The sequence below is a fragment of the Streptomyces sp. NPDC006385 genome, assembly GCF_040612485.1.
Lineage (GTDB): Bacteria > Actinomycetota > Actinomycetes > Streptomycetales > Streptomycetaceae > Streptomyces.
Window position 1 is genome coordinate 18224 of sequence record NZ_JBEXQG010000014.1, and the last position, 14811, is coordinate 33034.

The 14811-nt window shown below is 72.0% G+C and carries 13 protein-coding genes and 1 pseudogene; 8 read left to right on the forward strand and 6 right to left on the reverse strand.

The genetic code is table 11. The features are described from left to right. Nucleotides 1-227: 227 nt before the first annotated feature. A complete protein-coding gene (locus ABZ078_RS13670) occupies nt 228-683 on the forward strand; it encodes a tellurite resistance TerB family protein (protein WP_356574813.1) in 456 nt (151 codons plus the stop codon). A 55-nt stretch (nt 684-738) separates the two neighbouring features. On the opposite strand, the gene ABZ078_RS13675 is transcribed toward ABZ078_RS13670, so the two are convergent. The 3 genes from ABZ078_RS13675 to ABZ078_RS13685 all read right to left on the reverse strand — a co-directional run bounded on the left by ABZ078_RS13675 (nt 739) and on the right by ABZ078_RS13685 (nt 3687). Beyond that, nucleotides 739-2124, reverse strand: a complete 1386-nt coding sequence (locus tag ABZ078_RS13675; RefSeq protein WP_356574815.1) for an LCP family protein — start codon at nt 2122-2124, stop codon at nt 739-741. A 210-nt stretch (nt 2125-2334) separates the two neighbouring features. After that, nucleotides 2335-3291, reverse strand: coding sequence for a M56 family metallopeptidase (locus ABZ078_RS13680; RefSeq protein ID WP_356574817.1), 957 nt, complete (start codon nt 3289-3291; stop codon nt 2335-2337). A gap of 6 nt (nt 3292-3297) precedes the next feature. Next, the gene (locus ABZ078_RS13685; RefSeq protein ID WP_356574819.1) at nt 3298-3687 is read right to left on the reverse strand and encodes a BlaI/MecI/CopY family transcriptional regulator; all 390 of its coding nucleotides are present in this window, start codon (nt 3685-3687) and stop codon (nt 3298-3300) included. Between the two features lie 160 nt (nt 3688-3847). Here ABZ078_RS13685 and ABZ078_RS13690 point away from each other — a divergent pair, with 160 nt between their 5' ends. Continuing rightward, nucleotides 3848-4078, forward strand: coding sequence for a twin-arginine translocase TatA/TatE family subunit (locus ABZ078_RS13690; protein ID WP_356574821.1), 231 nt, complete (start codon nt 3848-3850; stop codon nt 4076-4078). A 111-nt stretch (nt 4079-4189) separates the two neighbouring features. Here the strand turns inward: ABZ078_RS13690 and ABZ078_RS13695 are convergent. Continuing rightward, a pseudogene (locus ABZ078_RS13695) lies at nt 4190-5290 on the reverse strand (pectate lyase); the annotation flags it as partial. 251 nt (nt 5291-5541) lie between these two features. Then, nucleotides 5542-6051 (reverse strand): MarR family transcriptional regulator, encoded by a 510-nt coding sequence (locus tag ABZ078_RS13700; protein ID WP_356574823.1) that lies wholly within the window; start codon nt 6049-6051, stop codon nt 5542-5544. 140 nt (nt 6052-6191) lie between these two features. Between ABZ078_RS13700 and ABZ078_RS13705 the strand changes: the two genes are divergently transcribed. Further along, nucleotides 6192-6641 (forward strand): DUF6069 family protein, encoded by a 450-nt coding sequence (locus ABZ078_RS13705; RefSeq protein WP_356574825.1) that lies wholly within the window; start codon nt 6192-6194, stop codon nt 6639-6641. Between the two features lie 656 nt (nt 6642-7297). Continuing rightward, the gene (locus ABZ078_RS13710) at nt 7298-8575 is read left to right on the forward strand and encodes an MFS transporter (protein ID WP_356574826.1); all 1278 of its coding nucleotides are present in this window, start codon (nt 7298-7300) and stop codon (nt 8573-8575) included. Nucleotides 8576-8967: 392 nt separating this feature from the next. Here ABZ078_RS13710 and ABZ078_RS13715 read toward each other — a convergent pair whose 3' ends face one another. Next, complete coding sequence (locus ABZ078_RS13715; protein ID WP_356574828.1) at nt 8968-9888, reverse strand: LysR family transcriptional regulator; 921 nt, start codon at nt 9886-9888, stop codon at nt 8968-8970. Nucleotides 9889-10011: 123 nt separating this feature from the next. On the opposite strand from ABZ078_RS13715, the gene ABZ078_RS13720 reads away from it, so the two are divergent. The 4 genes from ABZ078_RS13720 to ABZ078_RS13735 all read left to right on the forward strand — a co-directional run bounded on the left by ABZ078_RS13720 (nt 10012) and on the right by ABZ078_RS13735 (nt 14800). Continuing rightward, nucleotides 10012-10998, forward strand: coding sequence for a fumarylacetoacetate hydrolase family protein (locus tag ABZ078_RS13720; RefSeq protein WP_356574830.1), 987 nt, complete (start codon nt 10012-10014; stop codon nt 10996-10998). Beyond that, nucleotides 10995-11966, forward strand: a complete 972-nt coding sequence (locus tag ABZ078_RS13725) for a cyclase family protein (RefSeq protein ID WP_356574832.1) — start codon at nt 10995-10997, stop codon at nt 11964-11966. The genes ABZ078_RS13720 and ABZ078_RS13725 overlap by 4 nt, the downstream gene beginning before the upstream one ends. A 600-nt stretch (nt 11967-12566) precedes the next feature. Further along, a complete protein-coding gene (locus tag ABZ078_RS13730) occupies nt 12567-13730 on the forward strand; it encodes an FAD-dependent oxidoreductase (protein ID WP_356574834.1) in 1164 nt (387 codons plus the stop codon). Nucleotides 13731-13732: 2 nt separating this feature from the next. Further along, entirely contained in the window at nt 13733-14800 is a 1068-nt protein-coding gene (locus ABZ078_RS13735) for an amidohydrolase family protein (protein WP_356574836.1), read from the forward strand. Nucleotides 14801-14811: the final 11 nt, after the last annotated feature.

A 14811-nucleotide genomic window follows, 5' to 3' on the forward strand; every position in this document is an offset into this window, starting at 1 on the left:
CGTGTCTCCTTCTCGGTTCGGCGGGCTTCGCGGGTCGGGGCGCCGGGCGTCGACACCTTCCGCCCCATAGTAAAGGACAGGCAAAGCGCGCTGCTCGGCCCTTCGAGTGCGGCGGGCGTCCCGGGCCCCCGCCCGGCGGGAACCACCCCGCTTGCTTCTACATTACTGTAGAACAAGTGGCCGCCACCCTGGCCGGCCACCGAGCCCCGTACTCGTTTGGAGTTCTCATGGCCCTGTGGGACCGCCTCAAGGAGTCCGCGTCGACGATGCAGACCCAGTTGACGGCGAAGAAGAACGACCTCAAGAGCGGCGCCTTCCGCGACGCGAGCATGGCCATGTGCGCGCTCGTCGCCGCCGCCGACGGCACCGTCGACCCCTCCGAGCGGCAGCGTGTGGCCCAACTGATCGCCGCCAACGAGGTGCTGCAGAACTTCCCGGCCGACGACCTGCGCCGGCGCTTCGAGGAGAACCTGAACCGGCTCACCGCCGACTTCGACTTCGGCAAGGTGAGCGTGCTGCAGGAGATCGCCAAGGCGAGGAAGAAGCCCGCCGAGGCGCGGGCCGTCGTCCAGATCGGCATCGTCATCGGCGGTGCCGACGGCGACTTCGACAAGGACGAGCGGGCGGTGGTCCGCGAGGCGTGCTACGCGCTCGATCTGCCGCCGCACGAGTTCGGCCTCTGAACGACCACCGCCCCGGGTGCCGGACGGCCATGAGCGGTCCGCCCGGCGCGCCGCGTCAGCGGATGCCGTCGACGTCGAGGCCCTTGCCGACGACCAGGGTGACCACGCCCGGCGCGGCGGCCGGATCCTGCGCGGTCCGGACGCCGGGCAGGCGGGTGGCCACCGCCTTGGCCTGCTTCTCCAGGCCCGCCGGGTAGGTGACGGTCGTGGTGTCGGTGGTCTGCGGGGCGTTGCCCGTGCCGGCCACGGCGAGACCGGCCTCGCGGAGCTCGTCGGCGACGGTGGCGGCCAGCCCCGAGGTTCCGGTGCCGTTGAGGACCTGGACGCGCACGGAGGAGGCGTACAGGGGTTTCTTCGCGGCCGCGTCCAACTCCTTCTTGTCGACTTCCTTGTCCCTGGCCAGGGCGGCGAACAGGTCGGCGGCCAGCGGGTACTGCCAGACGACGTTGGCCTCGTCGGAGGGCACGTCGGCCTGGCGCGGGTAGTTGGGCACGGTGAGGAACGCCAGGCGGTCGCTCGGGATTCCCTTGAGCTCCGAGGCGAGTCCGTACAGCGGCTTGATGCCGGCCAGTTCGGGATCCGTGGTCAGGGACCCCGTGGCCGACTTCAGGAAGCCGTACAGCGCCTTCGGGCTGGTCAGTTTTGCCTGCGCCTTCTCGGCCAGGGCGTCCATGAACTCCTGCTGGCGTCCGATGCGTCCGATGTCGGAGTTGTCGCCGACGCCGTAGCGGACCCGCACATAGCCGAGGGCCTTCTCCCCGCCGACGTTCTGGCAGCCGGGCTCCATGTCCAGTCGGGCCTTCTTGGAGCGGATGGCCTGCTCGGGGCAGACCTCGATGCCGCCCAGGGCGTCGACCATGCCCTTGAAGCCCTGGAAGTCGACGGACATGAAGTGGTCGATGCGCAAGCCGGTGTTCGCCTCGACCGTCCTGATGGAGCAGGCGGCGGCCCCGGCGACCTCACCGCTGGTGCCGCCGATGGCGAACGCCTCGTTGATCTTGGCGTGATGCGGGTCGGAGGTGCCGCCGTCGCCCCGGTCGCACGCCGGTATCTCCACCCAGGAGTCACGCGGGAACGACACGACCGCGGCCCACTCACGGTTCGCGGGGACGTGCAGCACCATCAGCGTGTCCGACTGCATGGTGGTCAGATCCTTGCCGTACTCGGCGTTGGCGCCGTCGCGGCTGTCGGAGCCGACGACCAGGATGTTCTTCGAACCCGGGCTGAGGTTCTCGGGTCGGCCGCCGCCGATCTTGTCATCGACGTCGGCGGAATTGATGCTGTTGTCGAGGTCCTGGTAGACCCAGGCGCCCACCCCGGCGATGCCGAGGACGACCACCGAGGTCACCCCCGCACTCCAGGCCAGGATCCGCCCCCGCCGCGTCGGCCCGGCCTTCCTCGCACCGCCCGACGCCCGTCGCCGCTTCCCCGAACCGCTCACCCGCGCCCCCTCTGTAGACACACGGCCGGAACCGACGCCCGGCACGCCCCACCAATGAACAGACCACGATCTTCGCAACATCCGTTGCCTGGACCGAACGAGTACGCGAATTTTCTCGGGAGTCGGCGGAACGGGACCGCGACGTCCGTAGGGTCGGCGCGTGCCGCGCGTCGGCCGCTCGTGCCCGACTCCCGGACGGGCGGCCCCCGTTCAGAGCGGCGTCGCCGCGTGCAGGATGAGGACCATCGTCACCGCCGCGTTCGCCGACGACATCGCCGACGCGGCCGTCCCCGCGGCCGCGCACCACGCCGCGAGGCCGACCGACGTGAACAGCGACGGCCAGCGGCGCACCGCCGGAGCGGGCCCGAGCAGCGCGGCCACCCGGCGCGGCACCGGCCCCGGCGCCGGCGCCGCGAAGCCCGCCAGGGTCGCGAAGCCGTCGGGCCTCGCGACCGGAGCGCCCCGGGACACCAGCGCCGCCTTGCCGATCGCACCCGCCACCGTCCGACGGCTGCCGACGGTCCGGGCCGCCTCCTCGTCCGCCCAGCGTTCCGCCGTGTACGACACCGCCGTACGCAGCGGGCGCAGGAACGGGTTGGCCCGCGCGGCCAGGTGGACGGCGAGCAGGAAACGGTGGTGCCGCGCGGCCAGATGGGCCCGCTCATGGGCGAACAGCGCCCGGCGCTCGGCGGGTTCGAGACAGTGCAGCAGCCCCGTGGTCACCACCACGCGGCCCCGGCGGCCACCCGGCAGCGCGTAGGCGTACGGCGCCTCGTCGGGGAGGACGGCCACGCCGGTCCCCGGCAGCCCGGCCAGCGCCCGGTGGGCCCGGCGGCGCAGCCGACCGTGCCGCCACAATGTGCGGCCGCAGGCCACGACCACCGCGCACAGCGCCGGAATCGCCGCCTTGCCGACGACCTCGTCGTACGGCACCGCCGCCCGCACCTCGGGGTCCGACCAGCCGTCGGGCAGCGGGTTGCCGGGCAGTTGGGCGGTGCCGACCACCATCACCAGGCCCAGGCACACCGTGCTGCAGACCGCCATCACCGCGGCGACGCCGGTGAGCAGCCGCGTCGCCGTGCGGGGATGCAGGTGCCGCTCGGCCAGGCGGGCGATCGGCCATGCCGTGAGCGGCAGGACGAGCGGCAGAAGGACGAAGACCCCCATGCGGCGTCAGTCTTCCCCTTCGCTCCGGGACCGACCCAGCAGTTCGCGCAGCAGCCGCTCGTCGTCCGGCCCCAGACCGGTGACGAAACTGGCCAGCACGGCCTCCCGGTCGCTCTCGGCGTCCAGCACCTTGCGCATCCGGTGCGCCGCGAGGCCCGCCTCGTCCGACGCCGGCGTCCACGCGAAGGACCGGCCCGCGCGTTCCCGGGTCACCGCGCCCTTGGCCAGCAGCCGGGTCAGGATCGTGATCACCGTCGTATGGGCGAGGTCGCCGCCGAGCCGCTCCTGGACCCAGCCGGCCGTCGCCGGTCCCTTCGCCTCCCGCAGCGCCGACAGGACCAGCACCTCCAGCTCGCCCTGCCCTCGGCGCCGGGGACGCTGACGGTGATCCGCCATGCCCTGTCTCCCTTCCGGCCGACTCTCCCTTCCGGCCGACCGATTTCTACAGCACTGTAGACCGCAGGGATGACGCCGTCATCTCAGCCACCGCTCGGCCGTGCGATGCTGCTCTCCCCGCGACCCGGCGTCCCGAGCCCCCCGGAAGGACAGGACCCTCATGTTCGGACTGAGCGAACTCGCGATCATCCTCCTCGTCGTCATAGCCGTCCTCTGCGCCAAGAAGCTCCCCGAGCTGACCCGTTCGGCGGGCAAGTCGGCGCGCATCCTCAAGGCCGAGGCCAGGGCCATGAAGGACGAGGGCGATCCGGCGGCACCCCGGGTGATCAAGGGCGAGACCGTCACCCCGCACGAGCCCGCACCCCAGGGCACACAGCCAAACGGCCGGTGACCGGCGGAACCGGGGGCCTCGGACGAACCCGCCGGGCGGCGGGACGACTCCGCCACCCGGCGTGATCCTCGCCCCCGGCCTGCGGCCGGGCTCTGTCGGCGTCCGCCGCTAGCACTTGCCGTCCGACACCTGAAGGCCCTTGTTGGCGCCCGCCGTCCGGCTCACGATGCTCGGTACGCAACTGGCCGCGTCCAGGCTGTGGGAGTACGGGATGCCGACCGTGGTGTTGGACTGCGGGTTCGGGCCCGCCGGGTGGTTCTCGCTGCCGGGGCGGGACCAGGTCACGTTGTCGAAGATGTTGCCGCTGACCTGCCAGTATCCGGCGACGTCGGTGTAGAAGGTGCCCAGGACGTCCTTGGAGTCCTCGAAGTAGTTGTTGTCCACCTTGGCGCGCGCTCCGGCCCGGGAGTTGATGCCGGACTCGTTGAGGCGCACGTAGTGGTTGTTGTACATGTGCGCCACGCCGCCGCGCAGCAGCGGGGCGCGGGAGTCGATGTTCTCGTACCGGTTGTGGTGGTACGTGATGAAGCTGTTCGAACGGTCGCTCTCACTGTTCCCGACGAGGCCACCACGGCCGGAGTTGCGCAGAACGCTGTACGACAGGGTCACGTACTGGGTGTTGTCCTTCAGGTCGAAGAGGCCGTCGTACCCCTCCGACTCCCCGCCCGACGCCTCCAGGACGGTGTGATCGACCCAGACGTTGCGGACGTTGCGCTCCATGCCGATGGCGTCACCGCCGTTGGACGTCGGCGAGCCCGACTTCTTGACGTTGCGGACGGTGACGTTCTGGATGATGACGTTCTTGGCTTCGCGGAGGTGGATGCCCACCTGGTCGAAGAGGGCACCGCTGCCGACCCCGATGATCGTGACGTTGCTGACCTTCTTGAGCTCGATCACGCCGTCGGCGGTGTCGCAGCCGGCACCCGACACCTTCTTGGTGTTGCCGTGGTTGATGGTCCCCTGGACCTCGATGATGATCGGCGTGCTGGTGCTCGCCCGGCCGCACAGGGCCGCGTGGATGGCGGTCCCCGTGGTGGCCCGCACCGTCCGCCCGCCCGCACCGCCGGTGGTCCCCCCGTTCTGGGTCGCGTAGCCGGTGACGCCCCCGGTCGCCGCCGACGCCTCGGACGTCGGCAGTACCGCACCGGTCGCGGCGGCAAGGCCCGTCATGGCCAGCGCCGCGCAGAGTCGCAGTGCGACTGATCGCCTCATCTCGTCTCCCCATTCGCCTTCGCATGCTGGGTGTTGACCTGCCGGCGCCTTCTGTGGCGACGCTTGAGGGCGATGCGGCGGGTTCGAGAGGGTGAACGGCCCGGGTGGCCGGATGTCGCATCGCAGCCTGAAAGCGCTTTCCCGGGAAGGTAGGCTTTTGCTGTGAACGCGTCAAGGGACGCGTACTTGATTCTTATTCATCAGCATGAACGACGCGGTGGATGAGAGGGAGGCAGGAGGCGGGAGATCCGTCAGCGGCGATGCCATGGCAGGGCCGCCGGATAGGCGTCCTCCTCGTCGGCCCGCTTGAGGGCGGTGACGACGGCGCCGGTGATGGCCGCCAGTTGCTCCACCTGCTCCGGGTCGAGTGCGTCGAAGACCGCCCGGCGGACGGCCGCGACATGGCCCGGAGCCGCTCCGGTCAGCAACCGCATTCCCTGGTCCGTGAGTTCCACCAACTGCCCACGCCGGTCGGCCGGGTCGTCCTTGCGCCGCACGTAGCCGGAGTCCTCCAGGCGGATCACCGCGCGCGTGAGGCGACTGCGGGTGAACTTGAGCTGCTCGGCGAGGGACGACATCCCCTGAGTGCGGTCGGGCACGGAGGACAGCCGCGCGAGCAGCTCGTAGTCCGCGTGCGTCAGGCCCGCGTCGCGCCGCAGTTGCTGGTCGAGGTAGTCGCCCAGCAGGGTCGAGCAGTCGATGAAGTTGATCCAGGCTCGCATCTCCTCGGGAGTGAGCCATCGCGCACCGGTACCGGTCATGGTGACCATCCTAACGAAGTGTTTGCCTCATCAAACATCTCGGAGTAGCGTGGCAATTGCTTGATACTTCAAACAGATTTGCCGCTCGGTCCAGGTCGACGCCTCACGTCCTCCTGACCGCCTGTCTCTGGGAGGTCCCCATGTCCGGTTCCGTGTCCGACGCCCTGTCGTCCGCTCCGCCCGTGCGGCGCCCGCGCGCCCTGACCGTGGTCGCGGGCCTGCTCGCGGCCGCTGTCGTGGCCTCGCTCGGCAACGCGGCGATCGCGCTGCTCGCCCTGGCCGCCGGGGCGTCCGACCGGCTCGACGCGCTGCACGCGCCCGCGTATGTCCCGTTGACCGTGATCGGCACGCTTCTCGGCGCCCTCGGCTGGACGGTCGTCCGTCGCGTCGCCGACCGGCCGGAGCGGCTGTTGCGGTGGCTGGTCCCCGTGGTCGTGGTCGTCTCGTTCGTGCCCGACCTGGCCCTGCTCACCGGCGACCAGCCCGGCGCCGGGCCGCTGGCCGTCGTCGCGCTGATGGCGATGCACGTCGTGGTGGCGGCCGTCGCCGTGCCCACTTACCGGCGTGTGCTGCCGTTGCCGGTGCGCTGAGGCTGTTCAGTTCACGTCGCCGGACGACGCCGGCCGATGTTCCCGCTCCGGGGCGGGGGCTTGGGGGCCGTTTGCGCGGGTGCCCGATAGCGGGGGTGGTTCGCTCGGGCGCCCGGGGCTACGAGGTTGGTTCGCTCGGGTGCCTGCGGGTCGAGGGCGGTTCGCTCGGGGGCCGGGAAAACCAGAGCGGTTCGCGAGCGTGGTGGCACACCGAGATCTGCTCGCACGAGCGGGGAGGCGGGGGCCGCTCGCTCGGGTGCCGGGGACACCACGATCCGCCCGCACGAGTGCCGGGGACACGGGATCCACCCACACAAGTGCCCGGGACACCAGGAACCGCCCACACAAGTGCCCGGGACACCGAGATCCGTCGGCACAGTTCTGGGGGCATTCGCCGCCTGTGCCGGCCCGCTCGCAGGGGTGGCCGTACCCGGTGCCACGCCCCGGCCATCCACGGCATGGATGAAGCTGATCCGGGATTCGGATCGTGCGGAGGATGGCGGCGGGCCCCGGAACGCCTCATAGTCGTCGCTAGCCGCACGCCGCTGTCCGGATCCGCCGCCGGCGTGTGGCCTTCCCCCAGCGCTCAGCATGCCGTGCGCCGTAAGCGCCCGTGACGGCATGCGCGCACTCGTACGCCGCCACCTGGAGACGCCATGCCCGGTTCCGTGTCCCTGCCTCCGGCCGAGGTCGAGGAGACCGCCTCGCCACCCGTCGCCGTGTCGGGTCCGGCCCACCTGCTGCGCGTGACCCTGCTGATGGCGGGCAGTTGCCTGCCGATCCTCGGGGCGGTGCTGATAGCCCCGGTGCTACCGAAGATGCAGGACCACTTCGCCTCGACCCCCGGCGCCAAGGCGCTCGTCCCCCTCGCGCTGACCATTCCGGCACTGGCGCTGGCGCTGCTCGCGCCGTTCGCCGGGGTCATCGTGGACCGGCTGGGGCGCAAGCGGCTGTTGATCGTGTCGACGGTCCTGTACGCCGTGTTCGGCACGGCGCCGCTCTGGCTGGAGTCGCTCGGCGCGATCATCGCCAGCCGCGCCCTGGTCGGTGTCACCGAGGCCGCGATCATGACCTGCTGCACCACCTTGATCGGGGACTACTACTCGGGGCAGCGACGGGTGAAATACCTCGCCCTGCAGACGATGTGCGCCTCCGCGTCGGCCACCGCCTTCTTCGCGATCGGCGGGGCCGCCGGTGCCGCGGGCTGGCGCATGCCGTTCTGGATCTATGCCGTGAGTCTGCTGCTCGCGCCCCTGATGGCCGCCGCACTGCCCAGCTTGGCGGCTCGTGCGACGGCCGAGACCTCCGGGACCGCCGAGACCAAGTCGGCCACGACCCGTCGCCCGTTCCCCTGGCGTCGGTTGGCGGGCATCTGCGCCCTCACCTTCTTCGGGGCGATGGTCTTCTACACCGTTCCGGTCGAGATGTCGTATCTCCTCGACGACCTCGGCGTGGAGAACTCCGGTGTGATCGGTCTGGCCACCGCGGCGGCGAGCGCGGCCACCGTGGGCGGAGCGATCGCCTTCGCCCGGCTGAAGCGCTCACCGGACCCGATGCTGCCCGCCGTCTTCGCGCTCTGCGCGGCCGGGTTCGCGGTGATGTTCCTCGCGGGCAACGTCCCGCTGCTGGTCGTGGGAGCGGTGATCAACTGCGTGGGTACGGGCATGCTCCTGCCCGCGCTCCTCACCAGCGCCATGACCCGGCTGGAGTTCGAGGACCGCGGCCGGGGTACGGGGCTGTGGCTCGCGGCGTTCTTCGGGGGCGAGTTCGTCTGCCCGTTGGTGCTGCTCGCGATCGAGCCGGCCGTCGGTTCGCTGGCCGGCGCCGTGGGGGTGCTGGGGCTGGCCACGGCGCTCGTCGCGGCGGGGCTGTGGGCGGCCAACCGCCGTGCCGGCGCCGCGGATCCCCGGCCGCTGCCGGAGCAGTTGGCCTGAGCGGGCTGAGGGCGAAACGCCGGGCTGTGAGCCGCACGGCCCGGCGTTTCGGGTGCCCGGGCCAGTTTCGGGCACCCGGGCCAGTTGACTGCCCGGCACGTATCCGGCGTATCAAGTACCCGGGGCGCGTCTCCAGCCGCGTATCAAGTACCCGCCGAACGTCTGCCGTCGGCGCCGAGCCGCAAGTCGCGCAGCCCACGCCGACGGCGTTCCCGCCCTGCCCAACGACTCCGTTCCCGACGTCGGCCCCGAGCCGTGGGTCGGGCAGCCCGCGCCGGCACCGGCCTCCCCCAGCCGCCGAAGCAGAGTCCCCGGCGCCGACCCGAGCCGCCGCCCCGGCACCCACCCGGGCCGTCCCAGCGGGCACGACCGCGGCGGACCGGCGGATCCGGTCACGCGCTCGTGCCGTTCTCCGTCAGCGCCGCGCCCACCTCCGCCGCCTTCTGCCGCAGCCAGATGTGCGCCGCGTCCTGGGTGTGCACCGGATGCCACCACAGCGCCTGCCGCACCGGTACGGCCTCGAAGGGACAGGGCAGGACGCGGACGGCGGCGGAGCGTACGGCTCTGCGGGCCAGGCGTTCCTGGATCATCGCCACACGGCGGGTGCCCTCGACCATGTGGGGCAGCAACTGGAAGGTCTGGACGGAGACCTCCACGCGGGGGCTGATGCCGAGCATGCTGAGCTGGCGGGCGGCCGGGGCGTCGTAGGGACGCTGGTAGACGACCCAGGGCAGACGGGCCAGGTGGTCGAGGGTGAGTTCGTCGCCCACCTCCGGGTTGTCGTCGGCGACCAGGCACAGCCAGCGGTCGCGGTGCAGGTCGACGACGGGGAAGCCGTCGATGACGCCGTGCGGCATCAGCAACCCGTCGACGGTGCTCAGCACGGTGGCGGTGTTCTCCACGACGGAGGGCGTCGGATGCCGGAAGGTGAGCCGGATGCCGGGCGCCTCCTCGTGCAGGGTACGGGCCAGCTCGGCGCCGAAGACGGCCGTGCCGTAGTCGGCGGCGAGCAGCGTGAACTCGCGGGGCTCGGCGGCCGGATCGAACTCGGCCTGGCTGGAGAAGACGCGTTCCAGCAGGTCGCAGGCGGTGGCGCTGCGGTCCCGCAGGGCCAGGCCCAGGGGGGTCAACTCGTAGGCGTTGCCGGTGCGGGCCAGCAATTCGTCGTCGAAATGACGGCGCAGCCGGGACAGTGCCGCACTCATCGCGGGCTGGCTCAGGCCGATCCGTTCGCCGGCCCGGGTGACATTGCGCTCCTCCAACAGGGCGCGCAAGGCGAGGACCAGATTGAGGTCGAGTCGGGACAGGTTCACCAGGACCGCCTAGAGAGAGCCGAGGGGCATCCATGACATGGATGTGCCTTATTCAAAAGATTGATTTCCGTGATCCGTGGATCACGGGCCAGAGTAGACCGCAACTCAGCGGGAGGAAATCTCATGGCAACGCTCGCGCAACCTGCCGGCCCGTTCGCGCTCGGCACGTTCTCGGCCCCGGACGGGGAACCGTTCCCCGGACTGCTCGCCAAAGGCCGGGTGCTGGACCTGAGCCAGGTCCTGGTCCCCGCGCCGTCCGGGATACGCGGCGTGCTGGAGCGGTGGGAGGAGACCCTGCCGGTCCTGCACACCCTGGCGAACGAAGAGGCTCTCGACTGGCGTCCGTTGGAGGGTCTGCGCGTGCACGCCCCCATCGAGCCGCGCCAGGTCTTCCAGTCCGGCGCCAACTACCGGCAGCACGTGATCGACCTGGAGGTCGCCCACCGCTCCCCCGACGACCCCCGGACCGTCGAGGAGGCGCGAGCCGAGATCGCCGAGATCATGGACCGGCGGGCGGCCGAGGACCTGCCGTACGTCTTCATCGGCCTGCCGAGCGCGATCACCGGCCCGTACGACGACGTCGTCCTTCCCTCCTGGGCCGAACAGCCGGACTGGGAGCTGGAGTTGGCGGCCGTCATCGCCAAGCCGGCCCACCGGGTGTCCGTGGCGGAGGCCCTGGATCACGTGGCCGGGTACACCATCGCCAACGACCTCACCGACCGTGCCACCGTCTTCCGCCGGGACATGAAGGCCATCGGCACCGACTGGCTGCGCAGCAAGAACGCGCCCGGTTTCACCCCGCTCGGGCCGTGGATCGTCCCCGCCGAGTCCATCGCGGACCCGGGCGACCTGCGGGTCACGCTGAAGCTGAACGGCGAGACCATGCAGGACGAGTCCACCAAGGACATGATCTTCGGGGTCGCGCGCATGGTGTCGTACGCCTCGATGACGGCCCGACTCCTGCCCGGCGACCTGGTGTTGACGGGCAGCCCGGCCGGCAACGGGATGCACTGGGGGCGGCTGCTGCGCGACGGCGACGTGATGGAGGGCTCCATCACCGGGCTGGGTGTGCAGCGCACCCGCTGCGTGGCCGAGGAAGCCGCGTCATGACGCTGGACCGCCACGACCCCGAGGGCTCGATCGCGCGGGCCGCCAAGGCGTACTCGAACTGGGGCCGTTGGGGCGAGGACGACGTGCTGGGCACCCTCAACTTCCTCGACGAGGCCAAGCGGCGCGAGGGCGCCGCGCTGGTCCGGCGGGGCGTCAGCTTCTCCCTCTCCCAGCGGTTCGACATGAACGGCCCGCAGAAGGGCTGGCGGCGCCGCACCAATCCGGTGCACACCATGCTCGACACCGGCACCGACGCCGCCCTGGGCAACCAGGGCTTCCCGCACGGCCTCGGCGGCGCCGACGACGTGATCGCCATGCCGCTGCAGTGCTCCACCCAGTGGGACGGCCTCGGTCACATCTTCGATCACGGCAAGGCGTGGAACGGACGGGACGCCCAGAAGGTGGTGACCTCCGACGGCGACCTCGTCACCGGCATCGAGCACATGGCCCCGCATGTCGCCGGGCGCGGCGTGCTGCTGGACGTCGGCCGGGTCATCGGGGACGACGACGGCACGCCGGAGCTGCCGGACGGGTTCGCGATCACCGAGGAGCACCTGACGGCGACCGCCGAGGCGCACGGGGTGACCGTCGGCCGCGGTGACATCGTCGTCGTACGGACCGGGCAGCTGGCCCGGGTCCGCCGCGAGGGCTGGGGCGACTACGCCGGAGGGCCCGCGCCCGGCCTGTCCTTCACCACCGCCGGCTGGCTGCACCGCACCGAGATCGCCGGGATCGCCACCGACACCTGGGGGTTCGAGGTCCGGCCCAACGAGTTCGAGAACGCCTTCCAGCCGCTGCACCAGATCGCCATCCCCAACATCGGGCTGCTCATCGGCGAGATGTGGGACCCGGAGGCGCTCGCCGAGGACTGCGCGGCGGACGGTGTGTACGAGTTCTGGCTCACCGCCGCCCCGCTGCCCATCACCGGAGCCGTCGGCTCCCCCATCAACCCCGTCGCCGTCAAGTAGCCCGGAGAGCCACGGGGCACGCCACGCCCGGCCGCCGCCGGGTGCGCCACCGCCCGGAGGCCGACGGTGCGCCACAACCACCTCGGACACCGAGAGGGTGGGCCACACCCCGGACACCGGCGGGATACCTCACACACGACCACCGGCCGGGCGCAGCCTCCCGGCCACCGACCCCGGGCACGCTCCCCCCGACACCTGGCACGTCATCCCCCGGCACCTGCCGGCACACCGCCCAAACACCCACCCCGCCCCGGCACCTGCCGGCCACACCGCAGCCGCACACCGACCGCGCACCGCCCGGACGCCCGTGCCGCACCCGACCTGCACCCGCACACCGGCCGGACACCCCCACCGCACCGCCCCACCGCCCGCACACACACCGGACACCCCCACCGCACCGCCCCACCGCCCGCACACAGACACCCGCTCCCCCAGCCACTCCGCCCACCCCGACCCACACGCCCACCCACCCCCGACCCGCCACCCACTCGCCCCACCCGCCACCGAGTGCCCCGTGACTGACCCGGCCCGCACCCGCAGCGGACGAGACCCATCCCCGCCGCCCATGCCGTGCGGCCCAACCTCGGGAGGGACCCCGACATGACCGACAGCCCCGCTCTCCCCCAGCCTCCGGCCGGCAGGACCCGTACCGTCCTCGTCATCGGTGGGGGCGCCTCCGGCAACGCCGCCACGATCCTGCTGCGCCGGGCCGGTGTCGCCGTGGACCTGGTCGAGGCCAAACCCGACTGGAACGCGACCACCGGTTCCGGTATCACCCTCCAGGGCAACGCGCTCAGGGTGCTGCGCGAACTCGGCGTGTGGGACCAGGTGGCAGCCTCCGGGTTCGCCTTCGGCACGGTCGGCGTGACCCTGCCCGACGGCACCGTGCTGCACGTGGTGGAGGACATCCAGACCGGTGGCGCGGACCTGCCCGCCACGCTCGGCATGCAGCGGCCCCGGCTCCAGCAGATCCTCATCGAGGCGGTCCGCGCCTCCGGTGCGGGCGTACGCCTGGGCACCACCGTCACGGCACTGGAGCAGGACGCCGACGGCGTCTCGGTCCGCTTCAGCGACGGCAGCGAGGGCCGCTACGACCTGGTCATCGGCGCCGACGGCCTGGGCTCGGCCACCCGCGCCATGATCGGGGTCACCGATAAACCCGAGCCGACCGGCATGGCCATCTGGCGCATCGCCGCGCCACGCCCCGAGGGCCTGGAACGCACCGACCTGGCCTACGGCGGCCCGGCCTACATCGCGGGTTACTGCCCCACCAGCGCGCAGACCATCTACGCCTACGTCGTCGAGGACAGGCGCGACCGTGCCTCGATACCCCCGGAGTCGTACGCCGACGAGATGCGGGCGCTCGCCGAGGGCTACGGCGGCTACTGGCCCGAGATCGTGAAGCACATCGACGATCCGGCCGAGGTCAACTACACCTGGTTCGACCGGCACTTGGTGGAGGGCCCCTGGCATCGCGGCCGGGTCGTGCTCGTCGGCGACGCCGCCCACTGCTGTCCGCCCACCCTCGCCCAGGGCGCGGCGATGTCCCTGGAGGACGCCTCGGTCCTCGCCGAACTGCTGACCACCCGCAGCGACTGGGACGAGCAGCTGTTCACCGACTTCCACGCCCGTCGGCTGCCCCGCGTCCGCATGGTCGTCGACGCCTCCGTCCAGATCGGCCGGTGGCTGCTGGACGGGGTGCGCGACGCGGACGTGCCCGGGCTGATGGGACGCACGATGAGCGCGCTGAAGGAACGGCCGTGACCATGCCCCCATCCACCCCGCCCCCATCCACCCCGCCCACGGCCTCCGCGCCCACGGCCTCCGCGCCGACGATCGACGTCCACGCCCACCTCCTGCTGCCGGAGGTCGAGGACGCGGTGGCGGGCCGGCCCGGCCTGGCTCAGGCCAAGGGCCTCGACGCCCGCCGCAACGGCTCGGCGGCGCTGGCGGTCAACGGCCCCATGGTGGGCGCCCGGGTGCCGCAGCTGACGGACGTCGCCGCACGGCTGGCAGCGATGGACGCGGCCGCCGTGGACGTCCAGCTGGTGAGCCCCTCCCCGTCGCACTACCACTACTGGGCCGACACGCAACTGGCCGAGTCCGTCTGCCGGTTGGCCAACGAGGGCACCGCCGCGCACTGCGCCAAGGCCCCCGACCGGCTGCACGGCCTCGGCCTGGTCCCCCTCCAGCACCCCGACCTCGCGGCGGCACTGCTCGACCACGCCCTGGACCAGGGGCTGCGGGGCGTGGAGATCTCCTCGCACGCCCCGGGGCCGGGCGGGACTCGGGAGGTGGAGCTCTCCGACCCGCGGCTCGCGCCCTTCTGGGCGCGCGCGGAGGAGACCGGCGCGGTGGTCTTCCTGCACCCGTTCGGCTGCACCCTCGACGCCCGCCTCGACCAGTGGTACCTGTCCAACACGGTCGGCCAGCCCACCGAGAACGCCGTCGCGCTCTCCCATCTGATCTTCTCCGGCGTCCTGGACCGCCATCCGGGACTGAAGCTGGTCGCCGCGCACGGGGGCGGCTACCTCCCCACCCACATCGGCCGCTCCGACCACGCCTGGCGGGTCCGCCCCGACGCCCGGGACTGCGCCCGGGAGCCGAGCAGCTACCTGAGGCGGCTGTACTTCGACTCGCTCGTCCACGATCCGCACGTCCTGCGGGAGCTGATCCGGGTGGCCGGCGCCGACCGCGTCCTGCTCGGCTCCGACTTCCCCTTCGACATGGGCACCGACGACCCGCTGGGCGCACTGCGCGCAGCCCGCCTGCCCGACGCCGACTTCCACGCCGTACGCGGCGCGAACGCGGCCGCCCTGCTCGCCCTCACCTGAGAGGAATCCCC

Excerpts from the sequence above, each read along its gene's own strand:
- ABZ078_RS13670 (WP_356574813.1), top strand. The coding sequence starts at position 228 with ATGGCCCTGTGGGACCGCCTCAAGGAGTCCGCGTCGACGATGCAGACC.
- ABZ078_RS13680 (WP_356574817.1), bottom strand. The coding sequence starts at position 3,291 with ATGGGGGTCTTCGTCCTTCTGCCGCTCGTCCTGCCGCTCACGGCATGG.
- ABZ078_RS13685 (WP_356574819.1), bottom strand. The coding sequence starts at position 3,687 with ATGGCGGATCACCGTCAGCGTCCCCGGCGCCGAGGGCAGGGCGAGCTG.
- ABZ078_RS13690 (WP_356574821.1), top strand. The coding sequence starts at position 3,848 with ATGTTCGGACTGAGCGAACTCGCGATCATCCTCCTCGTCGTCATAGCC.
- ABZ078_RS13700 (WP_356574823.1), bottom strand. The coding sequence starts at position 6,051 with ATGACCGGTACCGGTGCGCGATGGCTCACTCCCGAGGAGATGCGAGCC.
- ABZ078_RS13705 (WP_356574825.1), top strand. The coding sequence starts at position 6,192 with ATGTCCGGTTCCGTGTCCGACGCCCTGTCGTCCGCTCCGCCCGTGCGG.
- ABZ078_RS13710 (WP_356574826.1), top strand. The coding sequence starts at position 7,298 with ATGCCCGGTTCCGTGTCCCTGCCTCCGGCCGAGGTCGAGGAGACCGCC.
- ABZ078_RS13720 (WP_356574830.1), top strand. The coding sequence starts at position 10,012 with ATGGCAACGCTCGCGCAACCTGCCGGCCCGTTCGCGCTCGGCACGTTC.
- ABZ078_RS13725 (WP_356574832.1), top strand. The coding sequence starts at position 10,995 with ATGACGCTGGACCGCCACGACCCCGAGGGCTCGATCGCGCGGGCCGCC.
- ABZ078_RS13730 (WP_356574834.1), top strand. The coding sequence starts at position 12,567 with ATGACCGACAGCCCCGCTCTCCCCCAGCCTCCGGCCGGCAGGACCCGT.
- ABZ078_RS13735 (WP_356574836.1), top strand. The coding sequence starts at position 13,733 with ATGCCCCCATCCACCCCGCCCCCATCCACCCCGCCCACGGCCTCCGCG.